Origin of the sequence: Sporomusa acidovorans, assembly GCF_900101845.1 — a bacterium.
In the GTDB taxonomy this organism is placed as follows: Bacteria; Bacillota; Negativicutes; order Sporomusales; family Sporomusaceae; genus Sporomusa; species Sporomusa acidovorans.
Genome location: NZ_FNAM01000004.1, coordinates 21,427 through 34,726, shown reverse-complemented (window position 1 = coordinate 34,726; position 13,300 = coordinate 21,427). Strand labels below are relative to the sequence as shown.

The 13,300-nt window shown below is 52.9% G+C and carries 14 protein-coding genes; 12 read left to right on the top strand and 2 right to left on the bottom strand.

All coding sequences use genetic code 11. The features are described from left to right. Positions 1 to 54: 54 nt before the first annotated feature. Positions 55 to 432, bottom strand: coding sequence for a hypothetical protein (locus BLR65_RS04760; protein WP_093793035.1), 378 nt, complete (start codon positions 430 to 432; stop codon positions 55 to 57). 208 nt (positions 433 to 640) lie between these two features. Between BLR65_RS04760 and BLR65_RS04755 the strand changes: the two genes are divergently transcribed. The 5 genes from BLR65_RS04755 to BLR65_RS04735 all read left to right on the top strand — a co-directional run bounded on the left by BLR65_RS04755 (position 641) and on the right by BLR65_RS04735 (position 5,805). Further along, complete coding sequence (locus tag BLR65_RS04755; protein WP_093793033.1) at positions 641 to 2,002, top strand: phosphohexomutase domain-containing protein; 1,362 nt, start codon at positions 641 to 643, stop codon at positions 2,000 to 2,002. A 33-nt stretch (positions 2,003 to 2,035) separates the two neighbouring features. Next, positions 2,036 to 2,950, top strand: a complete 915-nt coding sequence (gene galU, locus BLR65_RS04750) for a UTP--glucose-1-phosphate uridylyltransferase GalU (protein ID WP_093793031.1) — start codon at positions 2,036 to 2,038, stop codon at positions 2,948 to 2,950. 126 nt (positions 2,951 to 3,076) lie between these two features. Then, positions 3,077 to 4,468 (top strand): glucose-6-phosphate isomerase, encoded by a 1,392-nt coding sequence (locus BLR65_RS04745; protein ID WP_093793167.1) that lies wholly within the window; start codon positions 3,077 to 3,079, stop codon positions 4,466 to 4,468. A 122-nt stretch (positions 4,469 to 4,590) separates the two neighbouring features. Continuing rightward, a complete protein-coding gene (locus tag BLR65_RS04740) occupies positions 4,591 to 5,262 on the top strand; it encodes a response regulator (protein ID WP_093793029.1) in 672 nt (223 codons plus the stop codon). Positions 5,263 to 5,322: 60 nt separating this feature from the next. Beyond that, positions 5,323 to 5,805 carry a glycosyltransferase family 2 protein gene (locus BLR65_RS04735; RefSeq protein ID WP_093793027.1) on the top strand — a complete coding sequence of 161 codons (483 nt, stop codon included), beginning with the start codon at positions 5,323 to 5,325 and terminating at the stop codon, positions 5,803 to 5,805. Here BLR65_RS04735 and BLR65_RS04730 read toward each other — a convergent pair. Continuing rightward, on the bottom strand, positions 5,783 to 6,502 hold the full coding sequence (locus BLR65_RS04730) for a hypothetical protein (protein ID WP_143122505.1): 720 nt from the start codon (positions 6,500 to 6,502) through the stop codon (positions 5,783 to 5,785). The genes BLR65_RS04735 and BLR65_RS04730 overlap by 23 nt on opposite strands. An 83-nt stretch (positions 6,503 to 6,585) precedes the next feature. Here BLR65_RS04730 and BLR65_RS04725 point away from each other — a divergent pair, with 83 nt between their 5' ends. The 7 genes from BLR65_RS04725 to BLR65_RS04695 all read left to right on the top strand — a co-directional run bounded on the left by BLR65_RS04725 (position 6,586) and on the right by BLR65_RS04695 (position 13,287). Then, entirely contained in the window at positions 6,586 to 8,508 is a 1,923-nt protein-coding gene (locus BLR65_RS04725) for an ABC transporter ATP-binding protein (protein WP_093793022.1), read from the top strand. A gap of 208 nt (positions 8,509 to 8,716) precedes the next feature. Then, positions 8,717 to 9,295, top strand: coding sequence for an RNA polymerase sigma factor (locus tag BLR65_RS04720; RefSeq protein WP_245692428.1), 579 nt, complete (start codon positions 8,717 to 8,719; stop codon positions 9,293 to 9,295). Between the two features lie 68 nt (positions 9,296 to 9,363). Further along, a complete protein-coding gene (locus tag BLR65_RS04715) occupies positions 9,364 to 9,588 on the top strand; it encodes a DUF1659 domain-containing protein (protein WP_093793020.1) in 225 nt (74 codons plus the stop codon). Between the two features lie 37 nt (positions 9,589 to 9,625). Beyond that, the gene (locus BLR65_RS04710) at positions 9,626 to 9,838 is read left to right on the top strand and encodes a DUF2922 domain-containing protein (protein ID WP_093793018.1); all 213 of its coding nucleotides are present in this window, start codon (positions 9,626 to 9,628) and stop codon (positions 9,836 to 9,838) included. A gap of 78 nt (positions 9,839 to 9,916) precedes the next feature. Next, the gene (locus BLR65_RS04705; protein ID WP_093793016.1) at positions 9,917 to 10,060 is read left to right on the top strand and encodes a YvrJ family protein; all 144 of its coding nucleotides are present in this window, start codon (positions 9,917 to 9,919) and stop codon (positions 10,058 to 10,060) included. 402 nt (positions 10,061 to 10,462) lie between these two features. Beyond that, entirely contained in the window at positions 10,463 to 12,637 is a 2,175-nt protein-coding gene (gene recD2, locus BLR65_RS04700; protein ID WP_093793014.1) for an SF1B family DNA helicase RecD2, read from the top strand. Next, entirely contained in the window at positions 12,631 to 13,287 is a 657-nt protein-coding gene (locus BLR65_RS04695; protein WP_093793012.1) for a ComF family protein, read from the top strand. Before recD2 ends, BLR65_RS04695 begins: the two co-directional genes overlap by 7 nt. Positions 13,288 to 13,300: the final 13 nt, after the last annotated feature.

Below are 13,300 nucleotides of genomic sequence, written 5' to 3'. Positions count from 1 at the left end.
AAAGCCGCAGCATATGCTGCGGCTTTTACCGTGTACATTCTTACTGGGCCCGCTTCAGCGCAGGATTTCAGCCTCATGCTGGGCGGTATCGGCGGCTAGTTTTCTCAACATCTCAGAATGGAGAGCCTGGGTGTTTTCCATGCGGTCGCATCTTTTACCCAGGACGGTAATCATCTGGATGACATCGTTAAATCCTTTTTCCATTCTGTTACCCAGATCGGTTACCCTGTTTTCCAGGGCGATTATCTTGTTCTCCAGGTTAAGCAATTTGTTTTCCTGATTGAGAAATCTCACTTCCAGCTTATCCACTTTGGTTTCCAAAGAATCCATTCGTTGACTTAGTTCTTCGGTTACGGCATTGTTGTGTCCTACCATTTTGACAAGCTGTTCCATGAGGGTTTGCATTTGGTCAAGCTGCTCTCTTAGTTTCATCCTCTCACCCCATTCTAAACTTCAAATCTGCCGGTCTAATTCCTTTATCTCTATTGTAGAATAAAAGCGGTAAAAAAGAAATAAAAAATTGGCGAATGAGCAGGATTAAGCTCGATAAAATACTGGGAGAAGATTCCCTGTTTTACAGGAATACTTTTCAACGATGTAGTATATAGTATAGGGTTGATAACAGGAGGAGCGTGACAGTGTGCAGATTAAACGTGATGCATTTAAAGCGTACGATATTCGCGGGAAGATTCCCGAAGAACTAAATGAAGAAATGGCCTACCGGATTGGACGGGCCTATGTGGATGTTATTGGCGCGAAAAAGGTGGCTGTTGGTCATGATATCCGGCTGTCAGGTCCGGCGCTGAGGAATGCGCTGGTTAAGGGACTGAACGAAGCTGGCTGTGATGTTGTGGATATCGGGCTGTGCGGGACAGAGCAAATTTATTTTGCGACCGCGCATCTTAAACTGGATGGCGGGATTATGATTACGGCCAGTCATAATCCGAAAGACTATAACGGGATGAAGCTGGTGCGGGAAGAGTCCAAACCGATCAGCAGCGATACCGGCCTTAAGGATATTGAAGAAAAGGTTGTTACCGGTGATTTTTCGCCTGTTGTCGGGAATAAGCCGGCCGGTACCGTTACCTATGCAGATATCATGCAGGCTTATGTGGCGCATTTACTGACCTATGTGGACAGGGAAGCGCTTACACCGTTCAAGGTCGTGGTGAATGCCGGCAATGGTGCTGCCGGGGCCGTACTTGACGCGCTGGCGCCGCATTTGCCGTTTGAGTTGGTCAAAATCAACCATCAGCCGGACGGCAATTTTCCTAACGGAGTGCCCAATCCTTTGTTGATTGAGAACCGGGAAGTTACTGCCAAGGCAGTACGGGAAAACAAGGCTGATGTCGGTATTGCCTGGGACGGCGATTTTGACCGGTGCTTCCTGTTTGATGAAAATGGCGCCTTTATTGAAGGCTATTATCTTGTCGGCTTTTTGGCACAGGCCTTTTTGCGGCGTTATCCGGGAGCTAAAATTATTTATGACCCGCGCCTAACCTGGAATACCGTGGAGCTGGTGACCAAGGCGGGCGGCATTCCGGTGTTGTCCAAGAGTGGCCACGCCTTTATCAAGGAACGGATGCGCAGGGAGGATGCCGTCTATGGCGGTGAAATGTCGGCCCACCATTATTTTAAGGAGTTTTCATACTGTGACAGCGGCATGATTCCCTGGCTGCTGGTGCTCGAGATTCTTTGCCGCGAGGGCAAACCCTTGTCTAGACTCATGCGGGAACGGGTGGCCTGTTATCCGGTAAGCGGGGAAATCAACAGTACAGTGGCAGATGCCAGGGCAGTCATCCGGCAGCTGGAGGAAAAGTATGCATCGGGGGCCCGCAAGGTTGAAAAAGTGGATGGCCTGAGTGTTGAATTTGATACCTGGCGGTTTAATGTCCGCATGTCAAATACCGAGCCGGTACTGCGGCTGAATGTGGAGTCAAAGTGTGATGTCAAGCTGATGAAGGAGAAAACGGAAGAATTGTTGGCTCTGATACATGCGTAATGCAGGGCAAACTTATAGAAAGGACTGAGTTTATTGTCTAAGTCGCAACAAAAAATCAAAAAGGCTGTTATTCCGGCCGCCGGCCTTGGCACCCGCTTTTTGCCGGCTACTAAGGCGCAGCCCAAGGAAATGCTGCCGATTGTCGATAAGCCGGCCATTCAGTTTATTATTGAAGAAGCTATTCAATCGGGAATTGAGGAAATCCTGATTATAACCGGGCGGAACAAGCGGGCCATCGAGGATCATTTCGACCGGGCGATTGAACTGGAAATGACCTTGAAGGCGCAGGGAAAATACGAGCTCCTCGGGCTGGTGGAGGAGTTATCGGAGGTTACCATTCACTATATACGCCAGAAAGAGGCTAAAGGGCTGGGACATGCGGTGTTGTGCGCCAAGCAGTTTGTCGGCAATGAACCGTTTGCCGTATTGCTGGGTGATGATATTATCGATGCAAATGTGCCTTGTCTGCGGCAACTGATGGATGCCTACGACGATTGCCAGGGAAGCATTCTGGGCGTGCAGGAGGTGCCCCGGGACAGGGTGTCAAGCTACGGCATTGTCAAGCCTGAGCCGGTGAAGGAGAATCTGTGGCGGGCTGTTGATCTGGTGGAAAAGCCGTCGCTTGCGGAAGCGCCGTCGCAGCTTGCTGTCCTGGGCCGGTACGTCATCGAACCGGAAATCTTTTATCTGTTGGAAGATACGCCGCCAGGCCGCGGCGGGGAGATTCAACTGACGGACGCGTTGCGCCGTCTGGCGGCCTTTAAACCGGTCTACGCCTACAACTTCGACGGCAGACGCTACGATATTGGTGATAAGCAGGGCTATTTGGAGGCAACGGTCGAGTATGCTTTGAAACGTCCTGACCTTAGAGACAAGTTTTTACGCTATTTGCTTAAGACCGTAGGGCAGTTAGGGAAAGAAGCCGTCGCTGCCGCCAACCCGGAATAAGCGAAAAACGACCCATACTTCATAGACAAATCTGTTGTGGGAGGTAATACATTGAGTAAACAAGCCGGGGAAATTACTTTGCCATCAGGTTTTTCGTTTGACTATCGTCATTTGTATGGTGAACAGATGGTTAACTCCCGGGATATCGCCGCGATCAGTGAGCGGTTAGCGGCTGCTCATGCAGCTGTTAAGCACATGCGGGCGACCGGCGAGGTACGCGGGCATTTGTCTAAGGACGGTCAGCCGGAAAGGGTGTTATTTACTCAGTTGCCGTATGTGCGGCCAGGCAATCTGAATAGTCCGGCTTCCATCGCCCGGCTGAAAGAGTTCGGCCAATCGCTGCAAAACAACGTCCATGCTATAATATCCTTTGGCATCGGCGGGTCTTACCTTGGCAACAAGGTATTGTTTGATATTGGCTGCGGCGAATTTTGGAACAGCAAAGGCACGGAGGAGCGGCGGGGATATCCCAAGCTGTATTTTAGCGGCAACAATATGGATCCTCGCCGGACGGCGGAACTGATCGAGCATATTACCTATGAGGCAAGGACTACGGCATGCCACGGGACCTATCGCGTTCTGCTGCTGGTTATCTCCAAGTCGGGTTCTACGCTGGACACCATGTCCACCTTTATGGTGGTTTACGATGCCTTGAAAAAAGCGAACCCGGCGATTGAGGTCCAGGTAGCCGCTGTTACCGATCCGGCTGCCGGTGCGGCAGAAACGTTGCTGCACAAACTGGCGGTTGAACAGGGCTGGCCGCTATTCAGCGTGCCTGACGGCGTAGGCGGCCGTTTTAGCGTATTTTCCGAAGTGGGGCTGGTGACGGCCGTAGGCACCGGTTTTGATATTGACGCTTTTTTGGCGGGCGCGCGGGCGATGGATGAGGCCTGCCGGACAGATGACATCTGGTCCAACCCGGCGATGCTCAATGCGGCGCTCAAGTACCTGGCGGCTGCCCGTTACGGACGCAATATTGAAGTATTCATGCCTTATGGCGATTATCTTAAGTCGGTCGCGGAGTGGTATGTGCAGTTGCTGGCCGAATCACTGGGCAAACGGACTGACCGGTCAGGCCGTGAGGTGCTGTATGGCCGGACGCCGCTTGTTGCCGTAGGCACAACCGACATGCATGCCCAGACGCAGCAGCATCAGGACGGCCAACGGGATAAAGTGGTACAGTTTATCAAGATCGCCAACTGGCAAACAGACCCGGTTATCCCGGATGCATTTCCCGCCGCCGCCAAGCTTTCCCAGATGGCCGGCCTGCGCCTTAGTCAGGCGCTGGATGCCGCCCGCGAGGCCAATGCGGAGGCCCTCAGCCAGGATGGCCGCTTTAATGCCACCTTTATCCTGCCGGCGATGAATGCCTATCATCTGGGTGAACTCTTATATCTTTTAGCCTTATCGGTGGCCTATGAAGGCGAGCTGGCCGATGTGGATGCTTTTGACCAGCCGGGGGTGGAAGCCTATAAAAGGCTGCTGGGACCAATGCTAAAGCAGTTGCACGGCAAGTGAATACTTGGGGCTAAGGCTTGCAGGAGAATCGTTAATAAAGTCGAATAGTAAACATAATACGTAATTTTATATAGTTGTAATTGACGATTTTTTTGCACTATACCTAGTAGGAGGCGAGCCTTTTGCCCATTAGACTGGTTATTGCCGATGACCATGCGCTTCTTAGGCAGGGAATTAAAAATGTGTTGTCGCTAGAGTCGGATTTGGATGTGGTTGGCGAGGCTGCAGATGGCGACGAAGCCATCCACGCGGTTGAGAACCTCAAACCTGACATATTGTTGCTTGATGTGAATATGCCGCGTATGAACGGATTGGAAGTGACGCGGCGGCTTAAGGACGCTCACGCGGCTGTGAAGGTTATTATCTTAACCATGCATGATGATGAAAATTATGTGCTGGAAGTCATTAAGTCCGGGGCGGTGGGCTACCTTCTCAAGGATATTGAGCCGGGCATGCTGGTCAAGGCCATCCGCATTGTTTATGAAGGGCAGTCTTTTATTTATCCGACGCTGGCCCAGCGGCTGTTTGGCGAGTTTTCCCGCCAGGAAGAGCGCCGCCATGAAACACCGGCAGGTATGGCGCGACGCCGGGAAGAGCGGCTGACTTACCGTGAAGTGGAAGTGTTGCAACTGATTGGCCAGGGAATGAGCAATCAGGAAATAGCCCATAAGCTTTTCTTGAGTGAGAAAACAGTCAAAAATCATTTGACCAATATTTTTCGCAAGATCAATGTTGTCGATCGTACGCAGGCCGTTTTGTACGCGATTAAACATAAGATTGTCGTGTTGGAATAATAGCATTTTCGCAGGTTGTGCATATACTATCCTATCCCGGAACAAAGGGGGTAGGATCGTTTGTTTTTATCATATTCTGCAACGGTAATCCTGCTTTCGCTGGCGCTGTATGGTTTATGGTATATCCTTAAAGATGCTTGGGGCTGGTTCACTACCTTGGAGTTTGTACGGCTGCCGACTGCCAGCTTCGTGATTTTGGTTCATAATATGGAATACGAAGTGGAAGACTTGATGCGGTTTTTGATCAAAGAAATGGCGGAAGGCGGTCACGAGATAGATGTTGTGGTGGTGGACTGTGGCTCTGACGACTTGACGCCTACGATTTTACGGCGACTGGCCGGAGAAATGCCGGCCTTAACCGTGGTTAATTCTGTATCTATGGCGCGCCCGGTTGCGGAAGCTTTGCCCCTGTGCCGCGGTGCTGTGGTTCATGTGCTGGATTTGACCAGCCGGCTGAAAAGCAAGCAGTTTATGGCTGTGGTGTCGTCGTTGTTACGGAAGAATCAACGGGAGGTTGCGGTCAAAGGGGGGGCAGACGGTTAGCAGTCGTTTGCACGGTAGTGTTTGCTGCCTGATATTGTTTGATGCTCAGAATGTCATTAAAAACGTCGATTAATTTTACGGCCAGAGTCAAAAGCTCGGGCGCATAGCCGGGAAAGGCTTCCCGCAGGACGCCGGCTGCAGAAGCTGTCTGGTTGGCGGGAGGCGTATTGGCGACCAGATGCGCCAGGGCTAACTGGTGATTAACCGTAGCGACTGTCCATAGCACCGGGAGTGTGGCCTTGCCAGACAGTGTAACTGTCGTCTGGTAAGGCTTGTTTGTGCTGGCAGCGACGGCGGTAACGGCATGATAGTTGATGTAGCCGGTGGTTGCATCGCCAGCTACCCGGGGCTGACGGACTTTTACCGGCACGAGGACAAGTCCGGGCGCGAGCGGCAGCGGTTCCAGGTTTGTCCGTTTCGTAATTTCGCGGGTTTGGGTCCTGAGTACGGCCAGGTCAATGGCCCGGCTCTTGGCCAGCCGTTGAATGACGGTACGGATACGGGACTGCACGGTGGTTGTGCTGCCGTCGGCAGAGACGAGGGCGGTTGTGTCGCCTGCGTCGTCATAGTATGGCACGATGGCCGCGATCTGTGCGTAAGCGGGAAAAAATTGAGACATGCATACTACCCCCTGCTTATCAGGAACATATGTTCCGTTCTTACTTCCTATAGTAACAGAAAAGGAATATATTGGCAAGTGGCGATGCCGGCGGCAATCGCCTACTTGTATCTGCCGTCATTAATCGTTACAATAGTAGGTGGCAGACAGGGAGGGAACACATGAGTTTACTGGAAGTTCGAGGCCTGAGCAAGGCCTATGGCATACAAAATATTTTTACAGAAATCAATTTTCAAATTCGGCGTGGTGAAAAGGTAGGCTTGATCGGGCCCAACGGTGCAGGTAAGACCACCTTGGTGCGCTGCATACTGGGGTTTGAAAAACCGGACAGCGGCCATGTTGTGCTTACGCCGGGTGAGCGGATCGGCTATGTGGAACAGGATACCGGCCTGGGCGGCAGTACGCTCTACGACGAATTAGTAGGCGCTTATGGCGATGTGTTGGGCTGGCAGCAGGACATGCGCCGCCTGGAAGATGAGATTGCCGGCGAACAGGATACCGGCAGGCTGGAAAAATGCATGAAGGAATATGCTCAGGCTGTCGAGCGTTTTGAACGGGGCGGCGGCTATGAATATGAGAATACCGTACGCCGGGTGGCGTTTGGGTTAGGTTTCTCGGAAGAAGATCTGGCGCGCCGCACAGGTGAGTTTTCCGGCGGGCAAAAGACACGGATTTGTCTGGCGCGGGCGCTGATTCGCCAGCCCGATTATCTATTCCTGGATGAACCGACGAACCATCTTGATTTGGGAATGGTGGAGTGGCTGGAGGACTTTTTGACAGGCTATGCCGGCGCCGTGCTGGTTATTTCCCATGACCGCTATTTCCTGGATACCGTAGCGGAACGGATTTTAGCCGTGGAAAATGGCACGCTTGCCGAGTACGCCGGCAACTACAGCGAATATCTGGAGAAAAAGGCGCAAAAGTTGGCCGCCCAGGAAAAGGCTTATGCCAAACAACAGGCCTTTATTGCCAAAACCGAAGAGTATATTGACCGCTACCGGGCAGGCATAAAATCTAAACAGGCCCGCGGGCGGCAGAGTCAGCTCAGCCGCTTGGAACGCCTGGCCCGGCCGGAAGACAGTAAAGGCTTCGACTTCTTTGCCTTTAATCCGCCGGCGGAGTGTGCCGAACGGGTAGCCGAGCTGGGCGAGGTTAAGGCCGGCTATCGGGATAAAATTGTGCTGAACGGCGTATCGTTTTTAGTCCGTCGCGGCGACGGCGTGGCCCTGATTGGACCCAACGGAGCCGGGAAGACGACACTGCTTAAGCTGTTAACCGGGGAACTTATGGCAAATAGCGGCAAAGTAAAACTGGGCAGCCGGGTAAAACTGGGATATTTTGCTCAGGAGCATGAAACACTCACTGACAGCAATAGTGTACTGGACGAGATTATGCGCGAATTTGCCTTTAGCGAGGAACGGGCGCGGCATTATTTGGGAGCTTTCCTGTTCCGGGGCGAGGATGTCTATAAGCTGGTTGGCGATTTGTCCGGCGGGGAAAAAGCGCGGCTGGCTTTATTAAAACTTATGCTGACCGGCGCTAATTTTCTTATCCTCGACGAACCGACCAACCATCTGGATATTGCCGCACGGGAGGCAGTGGAAGAAGCCATCATGAATTTTCCCGGCACTTTTTTGACCGTATCGCATGACCGCTATTTTTTGGATAAGGTGGCCAATCGTATACTGGAATTAGAGAATGGCCAGTTAAGCGAGTATGCCGGCAATTATAGTTATTACCGGGAAAAGAAGGCGGCCATAGCCAGTGAGGCGACGCAAGCGGCCAGCCGGCATGCCGCTGCCGGGAAAAAACAAAACGGCAAGCAGGAAAAGACGGTACAAACGCCGGCTGGGGTTAATAAAAACGGGGGCTGGCGCAAGCCGGATACGGCAAAACAGGCCAAAAAGCTGGAAGCGGAAATTGCCATGCTGGAACACGAACTGGCTGCCCTTGAGGTCAGGTTAAATGATCCGGCCAGCCATGCCGATGTTGAACTCAGCCGGGAACTGGCTGATGAATATGCGGCCAGGCAAGCCGAGCTTGATGAAAAATACAGTGCCTGGCTGGAGTTGACAGAGGGATAGCCAGTAACTTCGTATTTGCAAGTAAGGGGTAGTTTGGTTTTAATCATCAATGACCGGACGCTTAAGTGAGCGTCCGGTTTTGTTTAGCCGCCTTGGTTTGGGGGTCAACTTAAGCCAGGTCGGCTTTTGTTTTTCGTTTACCTAGCATGCTATTCTGTTGCCAGGCGCTAATTTAGAGGGACCGGTTCCTCGCCGTTAGGTGAGGATAGTGAATTTGGAACAACTGGTTAACAAAGCTCAAGGCAGACAGGATGGCGAGGACGCTTTTGCCGAGATTTGCCGGCGGTTTACCGGCCTGGTGAAAAAGTATGCCAACCAGCCGCATGTGGCTGCTGTCAGGGAGGAAGCCCTGGCCGAAGGCTGGCTGGCAGTGGCGGAAGCCGTACAAAGTTATGATCAGCATACCGGTGTCCGCTTTGCAGGGTTTGTGGAAAGCCGGGTGAAATATGCGGTATGGAACTTGTTTAAAAGGGAGCGGCGGCGTTGGCAGCAGGAACTGCCAGTAAGCGGAGGTGGTAGCGGGGACGAGGAACGGGAGAATACGAGTTGGCTGGAAACGTTGGCCGATGATCAAAATGTGGAAGAACTTGTAGAGAACAGTTTTACGGTCAAAGCCGTTCAACAGGCAATCGGTACCTTGCCGGCTAAGCAGCGCGTGGCGGTAGTGAGAACTTTGCTTGAAGATGCGCGGCTGTCCGACGTGGCCGCCGAACTGGGAATATCGTCCCAGGCAGTCTGCAATTTGCGGCAGCGGGGATTAGCCCGTATAAAAAAGGAATTACGATAGTTTTTCTTTTTGCCCCGTTTAAAAATCGCCCCCTCCGGAATGTATGAGAGTGTAAGGGGGTGAGCAAGATGGCAGTAGTAAAAATGCCGCAAAGCGGCAAAATGATTCTCAAAGTGCAGACCGGCGTAAATGCCGCCGGCAACCCGGTATTCCGTCTCCGCACGTTTAATAATATCAAAGCAAGTGCGGCGGACGCCGATGTGTTTGCCGTAGCCCAGGGGTTAGCCGGGCTGCAAAAACACACACTGGTCGACACGGTTCGCCAGGACTTGAACAGTCTGGTCAATCAGTAAACACAGTACGAAAAATGGGGAAAGGAGGAGGTAAGCCATGACCAAGACATTGGAACTGGTTTTCCGGACCAGTGCAGGCAAGGAAGCGGTGATCAGTCTGCCTGATCCTAAGGACGATATCACGCTGGCACAGGCGCAGACCGTTATGCAGGATATGATCGCCAAGAATATTTTTGCCGTCAAAGGCAGTGAACTGGCCGAACGGGTTGAAGCCCGTATCCGCAGCCGCGAAACGGTAGCATTAACCTAAGACCACAAAGCGCTCCGGCCTGGGCCGGGGCGCTTTGCGCTACGAACGCCAAGAAAATATCGAAAGGAGTGAGCCGGTATGGAGCAGTTGCTTAGCTATGCTTCCAGTTATGGCTTCCCTATGGTTGTCGCCGCCTATCTTTTGGTGCGCATCGAGGGACGGCTGGAAAATCTGGCAGCCAGTATTAACGATTTGGCCAAGATCCTTGCCGAGAGGCTGTAGCGTTAACAATGAAAGCCCTGTTTGCTAGATAATGGCAAACAGGGCTTTTGCGTGTGGTATCCGTTTAAGGAGAGTGATAGTTGCTACTTTACTTAATGAGAGAAAGAAACATAGCAGTGATGTAAACACAGGCAGACAGAATCGCTAGCGGAAAGATCAGATTTCCCATGTGATTGGGGCGTTTGAGCGCACGATTTTGGAAATAATGATACGTGTACATATTTTCTTTCATGACTGCATGCCTCACAATTTGTAATTTGATATAATACTATATACAATCAGTCAATATATAATACTCTGCATATGTCGGAAAATCCTGCCGGCATAGTAAAAAATTGCAGGATTTTTGCGGCAGGGCTGCGAATAGAGGAAAAAGAACTTACGTTTGGGAGTATATTGAGTATGGGAGTTGCTGCAGTGGAAAACAAACTGGAAGGTACAGTTGAAAATATAACATTCCAGGCGCCTGACGGCAGCTTCACCGTATTTCGTCTCAAGCCCGGCAATGAAGTCGGCAGCGTGGCGGTGACCGGCAACTTTCCGCCGCCGCTTGTCGGCGAACAGGTTAGTTTGACCGGAGACTGGGTGGAGCATGCCCGTTATGGCCGTCAGTTTAAGGCCGCGAGCTGCCGGCGGATTGCGCCAACCTCGGAAAAGGGGATCGAACGTTTTTTGGCGTCAGGTGCCATTAAAGGGATCGGCCCGGCTATGGCGGCCCGGCTTGTCAACCATTTTGGGGCCCGCACCCTTGAGGTGATTGAGCTATTTCCCCACCGGCTTGCCGAAGTTGAGGGAATAGGCAGCAAAAAGGCGGAGCAGATTCGCCAGTCTTTTGCGGAACAGGCCGAACTGAAGGAAGTTATGCTGTATTTAGAGATGCGCGGCGTCACCGGTGCGTATGCGGCCCGGATTTTTGCCTGCTACGGATCTGATTCGATAGCCGTTTTGGAGGCCGAACCCTACCGGCTGGCGGAAGAGGTAAAAGGCATTGGCTTTCGGATTGCCGACCAGATTGCTATGGCGATTGGCTTTGATAAGCGGCAGCCGGCGCGGCTGGCAGCCGGGGTGCAGTTTGCCCTGCTGATGACCGGCCAGGCGGGGCATTGCTGTGTGCCCGCCGAAACGCTGACTGCCGAAACGGCCAAACTGTTAACGATAGATGCGGCGGAGATTGCGGGAGTAGTCAGTGAGCAAATCCGGTTGGGTAAGCTATACACTGAGGATTTCCACGGTATGACCCTTGTCTATCCCCGGTATTTATTCCGGGCGGAAAAGCAGGTGGCTGAACGGCTGCTCACGCTTAAGGACAAGGCCAAGCCGATCAGTGGCGTTGACAGCGAGACACTCGTTAATGACTGGGAGGCTTTGACGGGTGTACCGTTGGCTGCTGCCCAGCGGGAAGCCTTGGCAGCAGCTTTGAATCATGGTGTGCTGGTGCTGACCGGCGGACCGGGAACCGGCAAGACGACAACCGTAAAAGGTATTTTAGCGTTATTGGAACAACACGGCTTTAAAATTGTGCTGGGAGCGCCTACCGGACGGGCGGCCAAGCGATTGGCCGAGACAACCGGGCGGGAGGCTTCCACCATTCACCGGCTGCTGGAAGCCGGGGGCGGCGTAGAAGAAGAGCCGATGTTCGCCAGAGACGAGCTCAATCCGCTGGATGCCGACGTTGTTATCGTTGATGAAACCTCGATGATGGATATGCTGCTGATGAGCTGCTTTTTGCAGGCGGTGCCGGACGGCTGCCGGGTGGTGCTGGTCGGCGATGTCGATCAGTTGCCGGCGGTTGGTCCGGGCTCGGTACTCAAAGATATTATCCGTTCGGGGGTTATTCCGGTCGTGCGGTTAACCGAAGTGTTCCGTCAGACCGGTGAAAGCATGATTGTGCTGAATGCTCACCGCATCAATCACGGACGATTGCCTGAATACGGAACGAGAGATTTTCAGTTTCGGGAGATTGAGGGCAGCGAGGCGGCGGCGCAGGCCATTGTCGAGCTGTGCCAGCATGAACTGGCGCAGGAGGGCTTTGACATCTGGCGCGATGTCCAGGTGCTGTCGCCCATGCACCGTCAGCCGTGCGGTGTGGAAAATCTTAACCGTTTGCTGCAGGCGGCGCTGAATCCGCCGGTTGACGGCAAAGACTACCTGCAGAGTGTCAATCAGGTATTGCGCGAAGGCGATAAAGTGATGCAAATTCGCAATAACTATATCAAGCGGGTTTTTAACGGCGATATCGGTTATATTCTGGCCATTGCGGACGGCAAAGTCATGGTCCGCTATCCCGAAGACGACGTGGTGTATGAAAAAGGCGAGTATGATGAACTGACACTGGCCTATGCGATGAGTGTCCACAAAAGCCAGGGAAGCGAGTATCCTGTTGTTGTGATGCCGCTGACGCCCGGCCATCATATCATGTTGCAGCGCAATCTGCTGTATACGGCTGTCACCCGGGCCAAAGAGCGGGTTATTTTACTGGGAACGCGGGCGGCGCTGAACACGGCTGTCCTGAGTGACAGGACCCGCCGCCGTTACTCCCTGCTGGCTGAACGCCTGCGGGGCGAGTCATTATGGTAAAAGCATGGTGGCAGGCTCTGCTTGCCCTCATTTTTCCCGCACGGTGCCCGGCCTGCAATCGCTGGACGGACGTTCCCGGCTGGTGTCCGGCCTGTATTGCCCAAATTGCGAAACCACGCCAGGTGGCTTTGCTTCTTCACAAGCTCAGATGGCTGGACGAATGTTTGACAGTAACCGACTATACCGGTTCGGTGCAACGTCTTATCCGGGATATCAAATTCCGGCGTATGACCAGGCAGGCGGCCAAGCTCAGTCAATTGCTGCGCTGCGCAATCGCTGCCGACCGGTATGGCGATATTGACTATGTTGTGCCGGTGCCGCTGCACGCGGAGCGCCTCCGGGAACGGGGATTTAATCAAACGGAGCGGATTTTCAAACCCTGGTCGTCAGACTGCGCTCTGGTATGGCGCGAAGCGCTTATTCGTACAAGGCCTACTGCGCCGCAATGGCAGCTCGACCTAAAACAGCGCCGCAAAAACATAAAAGGCGCGTTTGCCGTAACGCGCCCTGAACTGATACAAGAAAAACGTATTCTGTTGGTTGACGATATTTTTACCAGCGGGCAGACCATGGAGGAGTGTGCCAAGGTGTTGAAACAGGCCGGCGCAGTTACGGTAAAAGGGTTAGCCCTGGCGAGCGGGGCACGGTAAGCCGCGTGTCTCC

What these genes read in the sequence shown, in the direction of transcription:
- BLR65_RS04725 (WP_093793022.1), top strand. Translation starts at nt 6,586, where the DNA reads ATGAGTTTACTGGAAGTTCGAGGCCTGAGCAAGGCCTATGGCATACAA.
- recD2 (WP_093793014.1), top strand. Translation starts at nt 10,463, where the DNA reads ATGGGAGTTGCTGCAGTGGAAAACAAACTGGAAGGTACAGTTGAAAAT.
- BLR65_RS04760 (WP_093793035.1), bottom strand. Translation starts at nt 432, where the DNA reads ATGAAACTAAGAGAGCAGCTTGACCAAATGCAAACCCTCATGGAACAG.
- BLR65_RS04695 (WP_093793012.1), top strand. Translation starts at nt 12,631, where the DNA reads ATGGTAAAAGCATGGTGGCAGGCTCTGCTTGCCCTCATTTTTCCCGCA.
- BLR65_RS04705 (WP_093793016.1), top strand. Translation starts at nt 9,917, where the DNA reads ATGGAGCAGTTGCTTAGCTATGCTTCCAGTTATGGCTTCCCTATGGTT.
- BLR65_RS04715 (WP_093793020.1), top strand. Translation starts at nt 9,364, where the DNA reads ATGGCAGTAGTAAAAATGCCGCAAAGCGGCAAAATGATTCTCAAAGTG.
- BLR65_RS04745 (WP_093793167.1), top strand. Translation starts at nt 3,077, where the DNA reads ATGGTTAACTCCCGGGATATCGCCGCGATCAGTGAGCGGTTAGCGGCT.
- BLR65_RS04710 (WP_093793018.1), top strand. Translation starts at nt 9,626, where the DNA reads ATGACCAAGACATTGGAACTGGTTTTCCGGACCAGTGCAGGCAAGGAA.